The sequence below is a fragment of the Sphingomonas sp. Xoc002 genome, assembly GCF_050408055.1.
GTDB lineage: Bacteria > Pseudomonadota > Alphaproteobacteria > Sphingomonadales > Sphingomonadaceae > Sphingomonas > Sphingomonas yabuuchiae.
Map to the genome: position 1 here is coordinate 3,112,818 of NZ_CP191175.1, position 16,781 is coordinate 3,129,598.

Genomic DNA, 16,781 nt, shown 5'->3' on the forward strand with positions numbered 1-16,781 from the left:
GCAGCGCTGATGCCGCCGGGCCTCTAAGCTGTTCAAAATTCCGACCATTCCTCGGAAAATGCGGCGCTGCCTCCGGAGACCAGACGCATTGCAGGTTTCGGGGCCAGCCGAGTCCGTGAGCCAGTAGCTTGGGTCGCACGAATCTCCGACGCGCCAATCCGGAAGCGCGCGACATGTCCCGCCAGTTCGTCCGCCTTGTCCGTCAGTTCACGAGCCGCAGCAGTCGTTTCCTCAACCATAGCGGCGTTGCGCTGGGTTACTCCGTCCATCTCCTCGACCGCAACATTGACCTGACCCAAGCCACTAGCCTGCTGTTCCGCCGAGTTAGCCAAGCTATTGATCAGTGCCGTGATCTCCTGGACTCGACCGATGATCTGATCGAGCGAGCGCCCTGTCTCCGCCACCAGCTCAACACCCGCCCCGATCTGCTGATTGCTGGCCACGATTCGCGACTTTACGTCCTTGGCCGCATCCGCCGAACGCTGCGCCAGCGCCCGGACTTCGGAGGCGACGACAGCAAAGCCCTTGCCCGCGTCACCGGCACGTGCCGCCTCGACCCCGGCGTTTAGCGCCAACAGATTGGTCTGGAACGCGATGCCATCGATCACGCTGATTATTTCCGAGATCTCATGGCTGGACCGCTCGATACCGCTCATCGCCGCGACTGCATCGCGCACGACCTGCCCACCATTTTGCGCAGCGCTGCTGGCGTCTGCTGCCACCGTATCGGCACGTTTCGCGTCAGATGCCGAACGCCCGACCATGTCCGTGATCTGCTGCATTGAGGCGGCTGTCTCTTCCAAGCTAGCGGCCTGCTGTTCAGTGCGCTGAGACAAGTCCTCGGACGCTGAACGGATCTCTCCCGAGGCCGCACGAAGGCCTTCGGAAACACCGCTTACCGCGATCATCGCCTGCTCAACCTGAGCCATAGCGTTGTTGAAGTCGCTAGCCAGCGATGCAAAGGGTTCATCCAGCGCGACATCGATCCGGGCAGTCAGATCCCCGGCGGCCAGGGCCTGCATCCCCGTTCCGATCGTCGAGACGATGAGCGCCGCCTGTTCGTCTTTCTGTCTATCGGCCTGAGCGAGTTGATCACGTAGGGCAATGGCCGCACGCATCATTTCCCCAACCTCATCCCGAGCGCCGTTCGCAGGAATGGAGACGGTGCGCTCTCCTGCCGCCAGTTTGCCGAGCATACCGGTCATGGCGCCCACAGGGCGTGCGACAAGGCGAACCAGCAGAATCAGCATGGCAATGGCCAGCAGAGCAACCGCCAGCACCGTCCCAATCATGATCCTGTGACTGGTGACGTAGTTGGCCTCGGCCTCTTCAACCAGTGCATCAATCGCGCGGGATTGTTTGATACGCAGCGTATCAGCCGCCTTGTTGACGGTTACGAAATAGGGCCGCGCGATCCGAAAAAGCTCGATCGCCTTCGGTGAGCCCACCGCTGCCGCCTGCAATGTTTCCTTGGCGTGGGACTGATACTCAGCCCAGTCGCGGACGAAGGCATCAAGCGCGGATCGTGTCTCGTCGTTAGCCAGACGTGGACGAAGCCAGCGCGTCCGCTCCGCTATCTGATCCCGCAGTTCGTTCAGCCGCCGTTGCGCAACCGCACGATCTTCTGGCGTGACAGACAAAAGATGCTGCCCAACCGTCGCACGATACGTCGCGGTACTGGCGTTGATAACCGCGATCGCCTCCAACTGGGAGCGCTGCTCGCCGCCCAGATTAACCGCAACGTCCCGCATATCGCCCAAGCGAACGACGGCCAGTGCCGCTAGTCCCATGAGCGCGATCAGCAGAATGGAAAAGCATGCAATAAGCTTTCCCGAAATGCGGAGATTTTGCACGGAGGCAGTCCCTTCGATCCATTGGCGCCCCCCAGCGCAGGGCGGGCCAACTGCCTGCCTTCGAGTTAACTTTATGATATTGATCAGAGTTAATATGGATTAATTATACCATCACGGTGGCCGGTGCAGTTCGTCTGTCGAACATGTTGAGCGCGAGACACGCTAGCAGCCCCATTGCCAGCGGCAGGGGCGCAGATCTGAACCCAGTCCAGAACGCTGCACCACCTGCTGACCGACCAATTACTTGATCGGCTTGGCACCAGGCGTACCGCACTTCGCAAACTTGCCATTCGCGGCCTTACAGCGCGCAGCCTTCGGTGCGGCAGCCTCAGGACACTTTACGAATTTTCCCTTCGCATCGCGACATGGTGCAGCGATCGATGGCGTGGCGACGGCGATGAGCGAAAGAGCGGATGCGATAACGGCAAGCGAGCGCATTGGTCTTCTCCTGCCCGTGAGTCGGGCGGGCGGATGCTATGCCTCGTCGCGGACCTTCGCCAGAGGCGTTGCGGCTGCACAATCTCAACCGGCGATGAGCGCGCTAACCGGACAGTGATCGGACAGATGCTTTTGCCCAGGCGCATAGGTCGTCTCGGCAAATCCACTCGCCTGTCCCGCAGCCCGACGATCAAAGACGATGTGATCGATGAATGAGCGATACCGGGGATCGCACCGTGGCGTCACACCTTCATCAGCCAGCCGCAGATCGGCGTTGGCGGGATTGCCATCGTCCAGTTCGGTCCAGACTGCATCGCCGGGTTCAGCAAGACGACGATTCCAGTCCCCCAGGACGATAAAGCGTTCGGGCCCGACGGCCGCTCGGTCAATCCAATCCTCCAACACCGGCAACTGCTGTTGCAGGACGCCACAGGCCTGAGCGCGGTCGCCTTGAAAGCAGCCCGACTTTAGATGAACCGCCAGCAAACGTGTGGGCTGGTGGCCTGGCGCCCGCACACGAACGTCGACCCCCGAACGCAATTGCGGGTTGCCGAGCTGGAGCGCCGTGACATCCGGGTTGCGGTCGAACGCAATACCCTTCCTGATCGCGAAACCAACCGCCTGCCGGATGAATTGCTGCCCAGGCTGCTTGCCGCCGCAACTGCCAGATGCGGCACCCGGACGCTTCTCCATCACGATCGTGTAGCGGCTCGGGTTGAACACGCGCGCCGCCGCCGCTTCGTTCTCCGCCTCTTGGAAAGCGATCACGTCAGCATCGAGCGTATCCACGATCTGACGCATGGCTGCATAATCCGCGTCGGTTCGCGGCTCGCATCCTGCGCCGTCCTTCTCCGCCAAGAACTCCAGGTTCCAAGACGCCACCTTGAGTGGGTGAGTTGCAGTCGCTTCAATCTCGGCCTCTTGGGTAGGCGCTTGAGGGGCAACACACGATGCCAGACTGGTGAGCAGCGATGCGACGAGGACGAAGCGGAAGATCATGCCTGATGTGTGCCAAGGCATGCGCTTGGGTACAATGCCTTCAAAGCGGAGACGCGGAGGAATGCCGCCTGCAAAGGCAGTCTTGCTGGGACCAGCTCATTTTCTCTACGCCAGCAGGCGTTAGAACCAGCATGCGGTACCGGCCGTCTCGTTCGCCATGAGGCTAAATTGCGGCTCTTCGCTCCGTCCGTGCAGACGGGCATCACGGTTTGTTCTTGCCCACCTATCGGCGGCAAATGCCAACCGGATAGGCGAATCAAATTCTGATCACCTATGCCTGCTGATGCTGCAAAGCTCGTGTGATGGTTCGGAATGCATACACACACCGAACGCAAGCTTCACTTGCAAAGAATGGCGCATTTCCGCCACTCTGAGTGCGCCGGCATGCCGATCCCAAGCGACTAGTTTTTGATCCCATCCGATCCCATGAGCCAAGTCATTGACGAGTATCGTAATATTCGTAGTCGATCGGGATCACACAGCATGCAGACGTGGCCCACTAAGCGACTTGTTGTTCATCGTCGAACCGGCCTATGTTGCGCGCGTCGAAGAGCCCACCAGCCTCCCTGCTAGGAGTCTGGTACATGAAGGACATTCGGGAGCCATCTGACGCCCTTATCAAGCGGCACCCTCTCACCGTCACGGTGAAGGTGGCGCTTGCTATGATCGGCATCGGACGCACTCGCTTCTATGAATTGGTCGCGGTCGGTCAGATCACCACCGTCAAGATCGGCCGACGACGGCTGGTGCACGTGGAGTCGCTGCAGCGCTTGGCGGCTGAGGGCTATGCTGTGACGCCGCCATACATCCGCCCAGAGCAAATAGACCTCGACCTTTGACGTGGCGCGAGAGACTATCAGGCAAGGCCGTTTGACCGCACTGTTCGCCATCAATCGGCCGTAGTCGGAATCAAATGTGGGAACAGCAGAGGGAACGAGCTGCATCCGCAAGCGCAAAAACCCAGCAGATCCGGGCACTTGAGTGATCGTTGATGGCGCACCCGACAGGATTCGAACCTGTGGCCTCTGCCTTCGGAGGGCAGCGCTCTATCCAGCTGAGCTACGGGTGCGTGGGCTGGCCGACTAGCATCGCGGGGCACCCCGCGCCAGCCCTTTTTATGCGGCGGCCGCTTTTCCGCTCGTGGCGGCAGGGGCCGGGGTCTTGGGGCTATAGGCGCAGAGGTCCTCGACCGGGCAGCGCCAGCATTCGGGCCGCCGGGCCTTGCAGATATAGCGGCCGTGCAGGATCAGCCAGTGATGCGCGTGGAGCCTGAACGGCGCGGGCGTGGCCTTGTCCAGCTTCAGTTCGACCGCCAGCACCGTCTTGCCCTTGGCCAGACCGGTGCGGTTGCAGACACGGAAAATGTGCGTATCGACCGCGAAGGTCTCGTGCCCGAAGGCGGTGTTGAGCACGACATTGGCGGTCTTGCGCCCGACACCGGGCAGCCGCTCCAGCGCCGCGCGATCCTCGGGCACCTCGCCGCCATGATCGTCGACCAGCATCCGGGACAAGGCGATGACGTTCTTGGCCTTGGTGTTGAACAGGCCGATCGTCCTGATGTGCTGCTTCAGCCCTTCCTCGCCCAGGTCGAGCATCTTCTGCGGCGTGTCGACCTCGGCGAACAGGGCGCGCGTCGCCTTGTTGACGCCGATATCGGTCGCCTGCGCCGACAGGGCGACGGCGACGACCAGCGTATAGGGGTTGCGATATTCCAGCTCGGTCTCGGGATGCGGGTTCGCCTCCGCCAGCCGGTGGTAGAATTCGACGACGTCCGCCTTCTTCATGGCGCTTACAGCCCCAGCACGTCGCCCATGCGATAACGCCCCGGTGCCTGCCCCGCGAGCCACAGCGCCGCGCGCACGGCCCCGCGCGCGAAGATGGTGCGGTCCTGCGCGAAATGGCCCAGCGTCACCCGCTCGCCCTCGCCTGCGAAGATCACCTCATGGTCGCCGATCACCGAGCCGCCGCGCAAAGCCGCCAGGCCGATCGTCCCCTCGGTGCGCGCGCCGACCAGTCCGGCGCGGCCATCGACGCGCAGCTCGGACAGCGGATGCCCCCGCCCCGCCGCCGCCGCCTCGCCCAGCAGCAATGCGGTGCCCGACGGCGCGTCGACCTTGTGCCGATGATGCATCTCGGTGATCTCGATATCCCAGTCGGTGCCCAGCCGCGCCGCCGCCTCGCGCACCAGATTGGCGAGCAGCGTAATGCCGAGCGAGGTGTTGCCGGTCTGGAGCACCGCGATCTCGGTCGCCGCGGCGTCGATCGCGGCATGCTGCGCAGGGGAAAGGCCGGTGGTGCCGATCACGATGGGGGTGCGCGCCGCCCGTGCGGCCGCCAGATGCACGTCCAGCGCCCCCGCGATCGAGAAGTCGACCAGCACATCGGCGGCCTTGGCCAGCGCGTCCGGGTCGTCACGCGAATCGCAGCCACCCGCCAGCGTTGCGCCCTCACCCTCGATCAGGTCCGCGATCGCCCGGCCCATGCGCCCGGCGCTGCCGTAGATACCGATAGCGGTCATGCGGGGGGCTCCGAGGGATGAGAGGGAGGAGGTCGTCATGCCATGTTCCTTTACACAGGTTGTAGCCGGAGGAAACCGGGGCTCAGACGTGCTCTCTAACTACCGGTACACAGCTTCAAAGCATGGCTACAACGTCCGGGCTTTCGACGACTTCTTCCGCCATTCGCTCCATGTTAGAAAAATCGCCGGCGGGACCCGCCTTGCGCCGCCGTGTCGTCAGGAGACCGCATGATCGACCACCTCCGCCAATCCGGCCGCTTCTTTGCGATCATCTCCGCTATGCCATTTATGATGGGCTTCACGTCGGCTTGGCTGGCAGCGATCGGCTTTATCCTGTTCGTCTTCGGCTTGCCCGTGTTGATAGGCGTATTCGCAATCGGCGCAGCCGGCTATCTCGTTCAAGGCATACGCATCGCCCGACAGGCGAAATCTATGCGCGACCGTGCCATCGCGGCGCTTGCAGCACCCTTCATGATCGGCATGACCCTGGTCGTAGCGTGGCCATCGCTTGGTGCCGGAAACTTCATCGGCACCTGGACGCGGCTGATGGTCAATCGGGGTCATTATGAGGCCATCATAGAAAGGGCGAAACGCGGCCACCGCTCGCCAAGCACCGATTCATCTGCCGAGGTCGATGGGAGCATCGAATATGTCGTCGATGCCGGACCGCCGGTTCGGGTTGCCTTCAACCCCGAGGGTATGCTCGACAACTGGTCCGGAATCATCTTCGACCCAACGGGCGAAGTCATGCTGGCGAAAGGCTTTGACGGAAAGACCGGCAAGTTCGCGGCACCGGATCGCGTGACCAAATTGTTCGGTGGCGATCTGGTCGGATGCCGACACCTATGGGGCAACTATTATGATTGTTCGTTCACATGAACGCATTGATGATGCCATGACCGACCTCCAAAACATCGTCATCCTCACCGGCGCAGGCCTGTCCGCCGAGTCCGGTATCGCCACCTTTCGCGGGCCCGGCGGGCTATGGGAGGGGCACCGGGTCGAGGATGTCTGCACGCCCGAGGCGCTTGCTGCCGATCCTGAGCTTGTCCACCGCTTCTATGATCTGCGGCGGGCGGGGTTGGCCAGCGTCGAGCCCAATGCAGCACATGCGGCGCTGGCGCGGCTGGATCGGGAATGGTCGGGCGAGTTGCTGATCGTCACGCAGAATGTCGACGACCTGCACGAGCGGGCGGGGGCGAAGCGGATGCTGCATATGCATGGTGCGCTGAAGCAGGCCCTGTGCGCGGCATGTGGCGAGCGGTTCGACTGGGCGGACGACCTGCCGCCCGGCACGTCCTGTCCCGCCTGTGCCGCGCCGCGCTTGCGGCCCGACATCGTGTTCTTCGGTGAGATACCGTACCATATGGACCGGATCGAGGCGGCTTTGGCAAAGGCCGATCTGTTCGTGTCGATCGGCACCTCAGGCGCGGTCTATCCGGCCGCCGGGTTCGTTCGGCTGGCGAGCGCCTATGGCGCGGCGACGCTGGAGCTCAATCTCGAACGCTCGGAGGGCAGCGGCTGGTTCGAGGAAAGTCGCCTGGGCCCCGCCAGTCAGCTGGTACCCGAATGGGTGGAGCGGATGCTCAGCCGGTGACCGGCACGATGACCTCGCGGGCGCGCGGAGCCAGCCGCTCGACCGCCGGGTCCAGAAGGCCGCGCGCCGTCACCAGTACGCCGAAGGCGCGCGGGTCGGGCTTGTTGAAGAGCAGGGGCTGACCCAGCGCATCGGCGACCCCCGCCCCCGCCTCGGAGGCGATCAGCGCGGCGGCAGCGATGTCCCACTCATTGCCCCAGCGCAGCGTCGCAACCAGATCGGCCTCGTCGGCGGCGACCATGGCGATTCGCAAAGCGATCGAATTGGGCTTAAACACCGCGACCAGATCGCGGTCGGCCTTGGGCAGCGCATCGACGGGCACGCGCGCGCCGGGCATCTGGTGGCAATAGCCCGCACTGAGCGCGCTGCCGTTGCGAGTCGCGCCATGCCCCGCCTGGGCCAGCCACAGCTCGCCGCGCGCGGGCGCAGCCAGCACGCCGATCACCGGCACGCCGTCCTCGACCAGCGCGACCGAGACCGCCCAGCCCTCGCGCCCCCGGATATAGTCGCGCGTGCCGTCGATCGGGTCGACCACCCAGACCCGCCGCGCCGCCAGCCGGTCGGGCTTGTCCGCCGTCTCCTCCGACAGCCAGCCCGCATCGGGGATCAGCGCGTGGAGCCGCGCATAAAGCATCCGGTCGACGTCCAGATCGACCTCGCACACCGGGCTGCCCGGCGTCTTTTCCCATTGGCGGAAATCGGTGCGCCAGCGGGCGAGCGCCATCGCCGCCGCCTCGCGCGCCGCCGCCACGACAGCGGGGACCAGCTCAGCTGCTGGCAACCGTCATTCCATCGATGCGCAGGGTGGGCACATTGACGCCGTAGCGGAATTCCAGATCATTGGCCGGGGTCATGCCGAGGAACATATCCTTCAGATTGCCTGCCACGGTGAACTCCGCAACCGGCTCGGCGATCCGCCCGTTCACGATGCGAAAGCCCGCCGCGCCCCGGCTATAGTCGCCGGTGACGGGATTCACGCCGCTGCCGATCAGTTCGGTGACATAGACGCCGTCGGCGATATCGGCGATCAACGTATCCACCGGCACGCGGCCCGGCGCCATGAACAGGTTGCTGGTCGACACGCCCGGCCCGCCACCGGTGCCGCGCGCGGCATGGCCGGTCGGCTCCAGCCCCAGCTGCCGGGCCGAGGCGGAATCGAGCAGCCAGGTTTCCAGCACCCCGTCCTCGACGATGGCGGTCGGCGACACCGCCAGCCCTTCGCCGTCAAAGGGGCGCGAGCGCAGGCCGTGCGGGCGGTGGGGATCGTCCTCGATCCGGATGCCCGCCGCCATCACCCGCTCGCCCAGGCCATCGAGCAGGAAGCTGGTCCGCCGCGTGATCGCCGCCCCCGCGATCGCGGAGACGAGATGACCGACCAACGACGATCCGACACGCGGGTCATAGACGACCGGCATCGCGCCGCTGGCCAGCTTGCCGGGATTGAGCCGCGCCACGGTCCGCTCGCCCGCGCGGATACCGATCGCCTCGGGGCCTTCGAGCAGGCGGCGCAGGCGCGCGCCATGATGGGCATAGTCGCGCTGCATGTTCGCGCCCTCGCCCGCCACCACGCTGACCGACAGGCCGTAACCGGTGGCGGCATAGCCCGCCGCAAAGCCGTGGCTGGTCGCCAGCGCCGAGACGACCCGCGAGGCCGACGCCCCCGCCCCTTCCGAATTGGTCACGCCCGCGACGGCGCGCGCGGCCTCCTCGGCCTCCAGCGCGGCGGCGCGCAGGGCCTCGGGCGCAACCTCGCCGCCATCGTCCAGGTCGAGCATCGGCGGCGCGCCGTGCAACAGCCGCTCTTCGGGCGCGAGGCCGGCCCAGCGATCCTCGGGCGCCTCGCGCGCCATGGCGACGGCGCGCTCGACCGCGAGGGTCATCGCATCGCCCGACAGGTCCGAGGTCGAGACGCTGGCGGAACGCCGCCCGACGAACACGCGCAGGCCCAGTTCCTCGCTCTCCGACCGGCCGACATCCTCCAACGCGCCGAGGCGCACCGAGACTTCCAGCGCGGCGTCGGCGGCAAAGACCGCGTCGGCGGCGTCGGCTCCGGCGGCGCGGGCACGGGCAACGATGTCGGCGGCCCGGTCGCGGGCCTGTTCGGGGGTCAGCATGGGTCAGGACTTAAGGACGCTTGGTCGGGGATGCCAGTGTTTGTCGCATCGCCGTGACGAGTTCGGCGTCCTTGCCTTCGCTTCGGCCCGCCGCAGACCTTCGCTGAACCGTCCGGCGATCGGGACGTTGATACGCCATGTCCCCGCCGCCCCATCGACGCCCCGTTTGCCAGAAGGGAGTGCTGCGCCTGTCCGCCGGACGCGCGGTCGACCTGCGGCTGAAGCTGAACCTCACCAGCGGCGGACTGCTGGCGGTCGGCGGGCTCGTCTCGTCGATCCTGCTGTCGACGGCGGTGCTCGTCGGAGTCGCGACACGGCATTTGCCCCTTCGCGACCGCCCATAGGCGCAAGCGAGCGGGCTTACGCCTTGCTGAGCATCTTTTCGGCGCTGGTCTTCACGAACTCGCCGATCGGCCCGGCCATCATGGACAGCATCATCGGGATCGCCACCGTGCCGCGAAGCGCGGTGTCGGCGATTTCCATATCGGCCTTCACCGTCTGGCCCATGGCGATGATGGTCAGGATCAGGCGATCCTCGGCGGGCCATTCCGACGACACCTGGCCGCCACCGGGAATCTTCGCTTCCAGCTTGGGGAGCCCCTGCTCGATCCGGCGCCTTGCTTCGGCATGACCCAGAGAGTGGGGGATGTCGAAATTGACCGATGCCATCGAGCGAAACTCTCTTTCATTCGTGAAACGAGAATCGAGTGGCGTGGTTTGCCATGGCGGTCAAGACCAAGCGGTGAAATAATGTATCACACGCACTTGCCGAATATGTCGGGGACTGGAGCGGGTAACGGGAATCGAACCCGTGTATTCAGCTTGGAAGGCTGCTGCACTACCATTGTGCTATACCCGCTCAAGTCCAGCGCCGCTGATCGACCCTAGCCGATTGGCGGGGATGGTGGAAGGGACTGGATTCGAACCAGTGTACGCTCACGCGGGCAGATTTACAGTCTGCTGCCTTTAACCACTCGGCCACCCTTCCGGGGTGTCACTCCATCGGAGCGAGGCGCGCCCAATGCCGAAGCTTATCGGGCCTGTCAACGCCGATTTGTACGATTTTCGTCAGCCATGCCTGATCGGGTTGCTTGCATGTCGCGCAATCGGGACATAGCCTTTGACCCATTCGAGAGACACCGGGGAAAATATCATGATGCGCCCATCCTTGCTCGCCGCCGTCGCGGCGGCCGCGCTGTTGCCTGTCGCGATGGCGGACGCGCAGGATCGTAATGCCGCCAACCGGCTGATCGACGAGGGCATGAACCACAGCCAGGTCATGCAGACCGTGCAGCATCTGACCGACGTGATCGGCCCGCGCATGACCAACAGCCCGGCGATGCGCACCGCCGAGGGCTGGACCGCCGACCAGTTCGCCAAATGGGGATTGAAGAACGTTCATAAGGAGGGCTTCGCCTTCGGGCGCGGCTGGTCGATCGAGCGGGCCAGCGTGCGCATGGTGTCGCCCCGCCCGCTGCAGCTGACCGCGATCCCCATCGCTTGGACGCCCGGCACCAACGGCGCGGTGACCGCCCCCGTCATCGTCGCGCCGATGAAGCGCGAGCGCGATTTCGACAAGTGGCGCGGCCAGCTGCGCGGCAAGATCGTCATGGTGACGATGCCCGGCACCGGCGACGAGCAGACCAGCGCCCCCTTCCGTCGCCTGACCGGCGAGGACATCGCCAAGCTCGACGTCTATGTCCAGCCCGAGCACGACCCCGAAACCGCCGACCGCCGGTTGAAGCGGCTCGACTTCGCGCAGAAGCTGGATGCGTTCCTGAAGGCCGAGGGCGCGGTCGCCTATGTCACGCAAAGCTACCGCGACGGCAAGCTGGTGCACGGCGAAGGCTATCTGTTCGGGCGCGGCGAGACGCCCGCCGTTCCCGGCATCGAACTGGCCGCCGAGGATTATCGCCGCCTCGCGCGTCTGACCAAGACCGGCCCCGCCCCGACGATCGAGGTGCTGAGCGACGTCCGCTACGACGACAGCGACGTGAACGCCTACAACATCATCGCTGAAATCCCCGGCACCGATCCCAAGGCGGGCTATGTGATGGCGGGCGCGCATCTCGACAGCTGGGTCGCGGGCGACGGCGCCTCCGACAATGCGGCGGGCAGCGCGATGATCATGGAGGCCGCGCGCATCCTGGCCGCCACCGGCCAGCGCCCGAAGCGCACCATCCGCTTCGCGCTGTGGTCGGGCGAGGAGCAGGGGATCCTCGGCTCCATGGCCTATGTCGAACAGCATCTGGCGTCGCGCGGTCGCCCCGACGATGCGCCGCAATCGGGCCTGAAGCGCTATTATGGTTGGACCAACCGCTGGCCGATTAGCCCCAAGCCGGGTTACGGCGACCTGGCGGCCTATTTCAACATCGACAACGGCTCGGGCAAGCTGCGCGGCCTTTATGCCGAGAACAACCCGGCGGCGGTGCCGCTGCTGAAGGAATGGCTGTCGCCCTATGCGTCGCTGGGCGCGGGCAATGTCGTGCAGCGGACGACCGGCGGCACCGACCATGTCTTCATGCAGGCGGTCGGGGTGCAAGGCTTCCAGTTCATCCAGGACCCGCTGGATTATGGCACCCGCACGCACCACAGCTCGGCCGATACCTTCGATCATCTGAAGGCCGACGACATGCGCCAGGCCTCGGTCGTGCTCGCCGGGGTCTTGCTCGCGGCGGCGAATGCGGACAAGGCGTTGCCGCGCCCGCCGGTGCCGACGCAACCGGCGACGACCAGACCCTTTGACTTTACGGACAACGACGACTGATGGCACGCCGAGGACATCGCCCCAGCCAGGCTTCATCCAACCGCCCCCGCTTCTGGGGACGGCATGCGGTGACGGCGGCGCTCGCCAACCCCAACCGGACGGTGCGCAAGATCTGGGGCACGCGCGAGGCGCTGGCCGCGCTCGACCTGCCGCCGGTCCTGCCGGTCACCTTTGCCGACGTCGCCGATCTGGGCCGCCTGGTCCCCGCCGACGCGCCGCATCAGGGCCTGGTGGCCGAGGTTGATCCGCTGGAGGATATCTGGCTGGGCGACCTGCTGCACGAGGCGCAGGACAATCAGCGGCCGCTCGTCGTGCTGGACCAGGTGACCGACCCGCACAATGTCGGCGCGATCCTGCGCTCGGCCGCCGCCTTCGACGCGGTGGGCATCGTGACCCAGGACCGGCACGCGCCGCCCGAATCGGGCACGGTCGCCCGTTCGGCCAGCGGCGCGCTGGAGACGGTGCCGTGGGTGCGCGTGGTGAACCTGGCGCGCGCGCTGGAGGAAATCGCGGAAGCGGGCTTCTGGCGCATCGGCCTGACCGGCCATGCGAACCAGACGCTGGCGCAGGCGATGGGCACGCAGCGCATCTGCATCGTGCTGGGCGCCGAGGGCGAAGGCATGCGCCAGAATACCGAGGCGCATTGCGACGAACTCGCCAAGCTGCCCATCAGCCCGAAGGTGGAAAGCCTGAACGTCTCCAACGCGGCAGCGATCGCGCTGTATGCGGTAGCAGCGCGGTGATTTGCGGGGCGGCGGGGTTGGGCCCTGCCGCCGTCTTTTGCGTGCGGCGAGCGCCGGGCGTGCGCTTCGACTTCGCTCAGCGTGAACGGCTTTCGGTTCGCGTGGCCACCATTCCCTTCCTCCGTTCAGCCTGAGCGAAGTCGAAGGCCACGGGATTAAGGTTCGCGCGGAGGCGCGGAGGCGCGGAGGCGCGGAGATGGTGTATCTGGCCGCAAGGCCCCTCCATCCTCGCCAGCCGCCGCAAAAGTCTGCCGGTCGTGATAGCGGGCTCCGCTTGCCCCGCGCAGGACATCTCCGCGCCTCCGCGTCTCCGCGCGAACACAATTGGATGGCCGGAACGCCGCCCAACAGGACGGCACCTCTGCGCGCAAAAAAAGAGGCGGGGCCGAAACCCCGCCTCCGACGTTCCGACGCGATGCGCCGTCAGTCTTCCGCCGCGATCCTAACCCGCATCCCGTCCTGCGCCGCGCCGAAGGGCAGCTGGCACGACAGGCGCGAGGTCGCGTCGCGGTCGCTGGTCGAATCAAGCAGGTCGTCCTCGTCCGGGCCGAGCGCGGGCAGCGTGTCGGCAAAGGCCGGGTCGACATGCACATGGCAGGTCGCGCAGCTGCAACAGCCGCCGCACAGCGCCAGCAATTCGTCGACACCCGCATCGCGGATGACTTCCATGACCGACAGACCGGCCTCGCCGTCGATTTCGCGTTCTTCCCCGTCGCGGGTCACCACGATAAGCTTGGGCATGTCCATTCTCCTTGTCGGCCCTGTTGTTGGAAGCGGCTCTGCCGGGCCTGAACGCGCGGATCAAGCATCATGGGCCTGAGCGCCGAACAGATTCGCGAAAGCATGGATGCGCTCGCCGCCGCCGAGCCCGCCATCGCCGCCGCGCTGACCCGGATCGGCTACCCCGCGCCGCGCATCCGGGCGCGCGGTTACGCGACTTTGGTCCGCACCATATTGGGGCAGCAGGTGTCGGTCGCCTCGGCGGATGCGCATTGGCGGCGACTGAACGAACTGCTCGGCGATGCGAGCGATCCGACGCGGCTTCACGGCGTCACCGACGAGGAACTGCGCGGCGCAGGCATCTCGCGGCAAAAGGCAGGTTATCTGCGCAGCCTGGCGGAGGAAGTGACGAGCGGTCGCCTGAACCTGTCCGCGCTGCCCGAGGATGACGAGGAAGCGATCGCCAGGCTCGTTGCGGTCAAGGGCATCGGTCGCTGGTCGGCGGAGGTCTATCTGCTGTTCGCCGAAGGCCGCACTGATATCTGGCCCGCAGGCGACCTGGCCGTGCAGATCGAGATGGGCCGCATACTGGGCCATGACGCACGGCCATCGGAAAAGCTGGTCCGCGAATTGGCGGAGGCCTTTCGCCCGCACCGCAGCGCGCTCGCGATCTTCACCTGGCACCATTACGGCGCCGGAGCCGACGCCGCGCCGGTGTGACGGCGCCCCATTCCTCCCCTGCAAGGGGAGGGGGACCAGCCGCCGCAGGATGGTGGAGGGGTTTAACCGGCTGCGAAGGTTCTTCCTCTCACCCCGTGACACCCCTCCGTCAGGCCTTCGGCCTGCCACCTCCCCTTGCAGGGGAGGAATGTCTTGACCCCACTTCCCCCTTGCCCCGCCCGGCCCGACACGCCACCATTTCCGGCGATGCCCACCCTGCCCGCCGTCGCCACCATCGCCCAGACCATCCAGCTCTCGCTGGCGCCCGTCTTCATGCTCGCCGCGATCGGGCAATTGCTGAACGTGCTGGCCGGGCGGCTGGCGCGGGTCATCGACCGGGCGCGCGGGCTGGAGATGCTGGTCCACAAGGTCGATGACGAGCGCGAGCGGATGCGCCACAAATGGGAGCTGCGCCTGCTCGACCGGCGCATGTCGATCATCAACGCCGCGCTCTTCCTGGCGGTGTCGAGCGCGGTGATGGCCTGCATCGTCATCGCCGTGCTGTTCATCGCCAATATCGGCAAATTCCATATCGGCACCTGGATCGCACTGGCCTTCATCCTCTCGGTCAGCCTGCTGACGATGTGCCTGATCGCCTTCATGGTCGAGGTGCGCATCTCGCTGCGCGCGATCCATGTCCGCAAGGAAATCCTGGATTGAGCGTCACCCCGACCGAGCGGCGCGCCCTGCAGGCCGTCGTCGCCATCGCCTGTCTGGTGCCGCTGAGCATCGGCGGGATCAGCATCATACGCGGCCCCGGCTGGCTGGGGCATGCGCCCGCGATCCCCACCGATCTGGACAGCCAGTTCCGCTATGTCTCGGGCATCTTCTTCGCCCTTGGGCTCGCCTTCACGACCTGCGTGCCGGGTATCGAGCGCAAGGGCGCGCGGTTCCGCCTGCTCGGCCTGTTGGTGGTGGCGGGCGGACTGGCACGGCTGCTGTCCTGGGTGACGATCGGCGCCCCCTCCCCCGGGCATCGGCTGGGGCTGGTGATGGAACTGGGAGTCGTGCCGCTTCTTATGCTCTGGCAGGCCCGCATCGCGCGCGGTCGCTGACCGTCGGGAGCTTTGCGTTGCACTTTTCGAACCGGGCTCCGTCATGACCATCGTCCGGCCGATCGCCAAGGGGCTGGCGCTGATCCTGATCCTCGTCGGCCTGGCCGCGACGATCGTGCCGCATTATCTCGACCGGCTTTATTATGAGGGGCCGGACAGCGGCCATTATGACGGCGAGCGTTTCTTCAATCCCGATGGCGATGCCGACACCATGCGGATGCCGACGCGCGGCGGACGCGGCGGCTTTCTGTGGCGACAACTGACAGGCGATGACGGCCGCCCCGCCTGGCCCGAGACGGTAGCGGTCCAGCCCACCCGCCCCGAGGCGCGTGTCGCGGGGCAGCGCATGGTCGCGACCTGGATCGGCCATGCGACCATGCTGGTCCAGACCCAGGGGCTGAACATCCTGACCGACCCCGTCTACGCCGAGCGCGCAGGCCCCTTCGGCTTCGGCCCGAAGCGGGTGGCGCGGCCCGGCGTGGCGCTGGACGACCTGCCCCGGATCGACCTGATCCTGATCAGCCACAATCATTACGACCATCTGGACCAGGCGACATTGCGCAAGCTCTGGCAGCGCGACCGGCCGCTGGTCGTCACCAGCCTGGGCAATGACAGCGTGATCGGCCAGGTCGGCGTGCCCGCCACCGCGCTCGACTGGGGCCGGGAAAAGCTTGTCCGACCGGGCGTCTCGGTCGCCGTCACGCGCAACCATCACTGGGGCAGCCGCTGGTTCGCCGACCGCAACCGGGCGCTGTGGTCCAGCTTCGTGGTGAAGCTGCCCGGCGGCAATATCTTCTTCGCAGGCGATACCGGCATGGGCGACGGGCGCTGGCCCGAGGAGGCGGCGGAACTCGGCCCGGTGCGGCTGGCGCTGCTGCCGATCGGGGCGTTCCGCTTCGCGCCCGGGCAGATGGCGTCGGGCAGCCATGTCGGGCCGCCGCAAGCGGTGCAGATTTTCGAGCGGCTGGGCGCGGCGACGGCGATCCCCATCCATTGGGGCACATTCCGCCTGTCCTATGAGGGCTATGACACGCCGCCCAAGCTGCTGGATGCCGCCATGCGGTGTTCGGGCGCGCGGGGGCGGTTTGCCCCGGTTCGACTGGGGCAGCCGGTGGAGGTCGGTCCGTTCCGGGCCGGGGGCACACAAAGGACCAGCGATGCGGCGATGCGGACCTGTCTCGACACACCGCAGGTTCGGGCTTTGCGATAAAGCGGATTCCCTTGGCCTTCGCCACACCCAACATCACGACCACTGGA

At 66.0% G+C, this 16,781-nt stretch carries 18 protein-coding genes and 3 tRNA genes; 10 read left to right on the top strand and 11 right to left on the bottom strand.

Features of this window, described 5'->3' with window-relative positions; translation table 11 throughout:
• Positions 1 to 32 precede the first annotated feature (32 nt).
• Together ACQR50_RS14265 and ACQR50_RS14270 are read right to left on the bottom strand one after the other, a co-directional pair.
• Entirely contained in the window at positions 33 to 1,853 is a 1,821-nt protein-coding gene (locus ACQR50_RS14265; RefSeq protein ID WP_428968820.1) for a methyl-accepting chemotaxis protein, read from the bottom strand.
• A gap of 522 nt (positions 1,854 to 2,375) precedes the next feature.
• Entirely contained in the window at positions 2,376 to 3,290 is a 915-nt protein-coding gene (locus ACQR50_RS14270; protein ID WP_428968821.1) for an endonuclease/exonuclease/phosphatase family protein, read from the bottom strand.
• A gap of 584 nt (positions 3,291 to 3,874) precedes the next feature.
• Here ACQR50_RS14270 and ACQR50_RS14275 point away from each other — a divergent pair.
• Positions 3,875 to 4,129, top strand: a complete 255-nt coding sequence (locus ACQR50_RS14275; protein ID WP_428968822.1) for a hypothetical protein — start codon at positions 3,875 to 3,877, stop codon at positions 4,127 to 4,129.
• A 153-nt stretch (positions 4,130 to 4,282) separates the two neighbouring features.
• Here the strand turns inward: ACQR50_RS14275 and ACQR50_RS14280 are convergent.
• The 3 genes from ACQR50_RS14280 to dapB form a co-directional block, all read right to left on the bottom strand.
• Positions 4,283 to 4,359 (bottom strand) — tRNA-Arg (locus ACQR50_RS14280).
• Between the two features lie 46 nt (positions 4,360 to 4,405).
• Positions 4,406 to 5,074 (bottom strand): endonuclease III, encoded by a 669-nt coding sequence (gene nth, locus ACQR50_RS14285; RefSeq protein WP_428968823.1) that lies wholly within the window; start codon positions 5,072 to 5,074, stop codon positions 4,406 to 4,408.
• Positions 5,075 to 5,079: 5 nt separating this feature from the next.
• Complete coding sequence (gene dapB, locus ACQR50_RS14290; RefSeq protein ID WP_428968824.1) at positions 5,080 to 5,808, bottom strand: 4-hydroxy-tetrahydrodipicolinate reductase; 729 nt, start codon at positions 5,806 to 5,808, stop codon at positions 5,080 to 5,082.
• Positions 5,809 to 6,036: 228 nt separating this feature from the next.
• Here dapB and ACQR50_RS14295 point away from each other — a divergent pair, with 228 nt between their 5' ends.
• Entirely contained in the window at positions 6,037 to 6,687 is a 651-nt protein-coding gene (locus ACQR50_RS14295) for a hypothetical protein (protein ID WP_240456540.1), read from the top strand.
• A gap of 16 nt (positions 6,688 to 6,703) precedes the next feature.
• Entirely contained in the window at positions 6,704 to 7,405 is a 702-nt protein-coding gene (locus ACQR50_RS14300) for an NAD-dependent deacylase (protein ID WP_428968825.1), read from the top strand.
• On the opposite strand, the gene ACQR50_RS14305 is transcribed toward ACQR50_RS14300, so the two are convergent.
• On the bottom strand, positions 7,395 to 8,186 hold the full coding sequence (locus tag ACQR50_RS14305; RefSeq protein WP_184104764.1) for a 3'(2'),5'-bisphosphate nucleotidase CysQ: 792 nt from the start codon (positions 8,184 to 8,186) through the stop codon (positions 7,395 to 7,397). The two genes, ACQR50_RS14300 and ACQR50_RS14305, sit on opposite strands and share 11 nt — an antisense overlap.
• Positions 8,173 to 9,519, bottom strand: coding sequence for a TldD/PmbA family protein (locus ACQR50_RS14310; RefSeq protein ID WP_428968826.1), 1,347 nt, complete (start codon positions 9,517 to 9,519; stop codon positions 8,173 to 8,175). Before ACQR50_RS14310 ends, ACQR50_RS14305 begins: the two co-directional genes overlap by 14 nt.
• Before the next feature lie 137 nt (positions 9,520 to 9,656).
• Here ACQR50_RS14310 and ACQR50_RS14315 point away from each other — a divergent pair, with 137 nt between their 5' ends.
• Complete coding sequence (locus ACQR50_RS14315) at positions 9,657 to 9,863, top strand: hypothetical protein (protein ID WP_428968827.1); 207 nt, start codon at positions 9,657 to 9,659, stop codon at positions 9,861 to 9,863.
• A gap of 16 nt (positions 9,864 to 9,879) precedes the next feature.
• Here the strand turns inward: ACQR50_RS14315 and ACQR50_RS14320 are convergent, their stop codons facing one another.
• From ACQR50_RS14320 to ACQR50_RS14330, 3 genes are all read right to left on the bottom strand, one after another.
• Positions 9,880 to 10,188, bottom strand: coding sequence for a polyhydroxyalkanoic acid system family protein (locus ACQR50_RS14320; RefSeq protein ID WP_042484120.1), 309 nt, complete (start codon positions 10,186 to 10,188; stop codon positions 9,880 to 9,882).
• A 116-nt stretch (positions 10,189 to 10,304) separates the two neighbouring features.
• Positions 10,305 to 10,378 (bottom strand) — tRNA-Gly (locus tag ACQR50_RS14325).
• 43 nt (positions 10,379 to 10,421) lie between these two features.
• Positions 10,422 to 10,507 (bottom strand) — tRNA-Tyr (locus ACQR50_RS14330).
• Positions 10,508 to 10,675: 168 nt separating this feature from the next.
• Between ACQR50_RS14330 and ACQR50_RS14335 the strand changes: the two genes are divergently transcribed.
• Positions 10,676 to 12,286, top strand: a complete 1,611-nt coding sequence (locus ACQR50_RS14335) for a M20/M25/M40 family metallo-hydrolase (protein WP_428970710.1) — start codon at positions 10,676 to 10,678, stop codon at positions 12,284 to 12,286.
• Complete coding sequence (rlmB, locus tag ACQR50_RS14340) at positions 12,286 to 13,029, top strand: 23S rRNA (guanosine(2251)-2'-O)-methyltransferase RlmB (protein WP_056437068.1); 744 nt, start codon at positions 12,286 to 12,288, stop codon at positions 13,027 to 13,029. Before ACQR50_RS14335 ends, rlmB begins: the two co-directional genes overlap by 1 nt.
• 423 nt (positions 13,030 to 13,452) lie before the next feature.
• Here the strand turns inward: rlmB and ACQR50_RS14345 are convergent, their stop codons facing one another.
• Complete coding sequence (locus tag ACQR50_RS14345) at positions 13,453 to 13,770, bottom strand: 2Fe-2S iron-sulfur cluster-binding protein (RefSeq protein WP_042484328.1); 318 nt, start codon at positions 13,768 to 13,770, stop codon at positions 13,453 to 13,455.
• Positions 13,771 to 13,839: 69 nt separating this feature from the next.
• Here ACQR50_RS14345 and ACQR50_RS14350 point away from each other — a divergent pair, with 69 nt between their 5' ends.
• The 4 genes from ACQR50_RS14350 to ACQR50_RS14365 all read left to right on the top strand — a co-directional run bounded on the left by ACQR50_RS14350 (position 13,840) and on the right by ACQR50_RS14365 (position 16,734).
• Positions 13,840 to 14,469 (top strand): DNA-3-methyladenine glycosylase family protein, encoded by a 630-nt coding sequence (locus ACQR50_RS14350; protein WP_428968828.1) that lies wholly within the window; start codon positions 13,840 to 13,842, stop codon positions 14,467 to 14,469.
• Positions 14,470 to 14,676: 207 nt separating this feature from the next.
• The gene (locus ACQR50_RS14355) at positions 14,677 to 15,129 is read left to right on the top strand and encodes a DUF2721 domain-containing protein (protein ID WP_428970711.1); all 453 of its coding nucleotides are present in this window, start codon (positions 14,677 to 14,679) and stop codon (positions 15,127 to 15,129) included.
• Entirely contained in the window at positions 15,126 to 15,524 is a 399-nt protein-coding gene (locus ACQR50_RS14360) for a DUF4345 domain-containing protein (protein WP_428968829.1), read from the top strand. Before ACQR50_RS14355 ends, ACQR50_RS14360 begins: the two co-directional genes overlap by 4 nt.
• Positions 15,525 to 15,567: 43 nt before the next feature.
• Positions 15,568 to 16,734, top strand: coding sequence for an MBL fold metallo-hydrolase (locus ACQR50_RS14365; protein ID WP_428968830.1), 1,167 nt, complete (start codon positions 15,568 to 15,570; stop codon positions 16,732 to 16,734).
• Positions 16,735 to 16,781 lie beyond the last annotated feature (47 nt).

Coding starts and splice junctions, on each gene's coding strand:
- ACQR50_RS14320 (WP_042484120.1), bottom strand. CDS start 10,188: ATGGCATCGGTCAATTTCGACATCCCCCACTCTCTGGGTCATGCCGAA.
- ACQR50_RS14300 (WP_428968825.1), top strand. CDS start 6,704: ATGACCGACCTCCAAAACATCGTCATCCTCACCGGCGCAGGCCTGTCC.
- ACQR50_RS14345 (WP_042484328.1), bottom strand. CDS start 13,770: ATGCCCAAGCTTATCGTGGTGACCCGCGACGGGGAAGAACGCGAAATC.
- ACQR50_RS14365 (WP_428968830.1), top strand. CDS start 15,568: ATGACCATCGTCCGGCCGATCGCCAAGGGGCTGGCGCTGATCCTGATC.
- ACQR50_RS14350 (WP_428968828.1), top strand. CDS start 13,840: ATGGGCCTGAGCGCCGAACAGATTCGCGAAAGCATGGATGCGCTCGCC.
- ACQR50_RS14310 (WP_428968826.1), bottom strand. CDS start 9,519: ATGCTGACCCCCGAACAGGCCCGCGACCGGGCCGCCGACATCGTTGCC.
- ACQR50_RS14335 (WP_428970710.1), top strand. CDS start 10,676: ATGCGCCCATCCTTGCTCGCCGCCGTCGCGGCGGCCGCGCTGTTGCCT.
- nth (WP_428968823.1), bottom strand. CDS start 5,074: ATGAAGAAGGCGGACGTCGTCGAATTCTACCACCGGCTGGCGGAGGCG.
- ACQR50_RS14355 (WP_428970711.1), top strand. CDS start 14,677: ATGCCCACCCTGCCCGCCGTCGCCACCATCGCCCAGACCATCCAGCTC.
- ACQR50_RS14270 (WP_428968821.1), bottom strand. CDS start 3,290: ATGATCTTCCGCTTCGTCCTCGTCGCATCGCTGCTCACCAGTCTGGCA.
- dapB (WP_428968824.1), bottom strand. CDS start 5,808: ATGACCGCTATCGGTATCTACGGCAGCGCCGGGCGCATGGGCCGGGCG.
- rlmB (WP_056437068.1), top strand. CDS start 12,286: ATGGCACGCCGAGGACATCGCCCCAGCCAGGCTTCATCCAACCGCCCC.
- ACQR50_RS14315 (WP_428968827.1), top strand. CDS start 9,657: ATGTCCCCGCCGCCCCATCGACGCCCCGTTTGCCAGAAGGGAGTGCTG.
- ACQR50_RS14295 (WP_240456540.1), top strand. CDS start 6,037: ATGATCGACCACCTCCGCCAATCCGGCCGCTTCTTTGCGATCATCTCC.
- ACQR50_RS14275 (WP_428968822.1), top strand. CDS start 3,875: ATGAAGGACATTCGGGAGCCATCTGACGCCCTTATCAAGCGGCACCCT.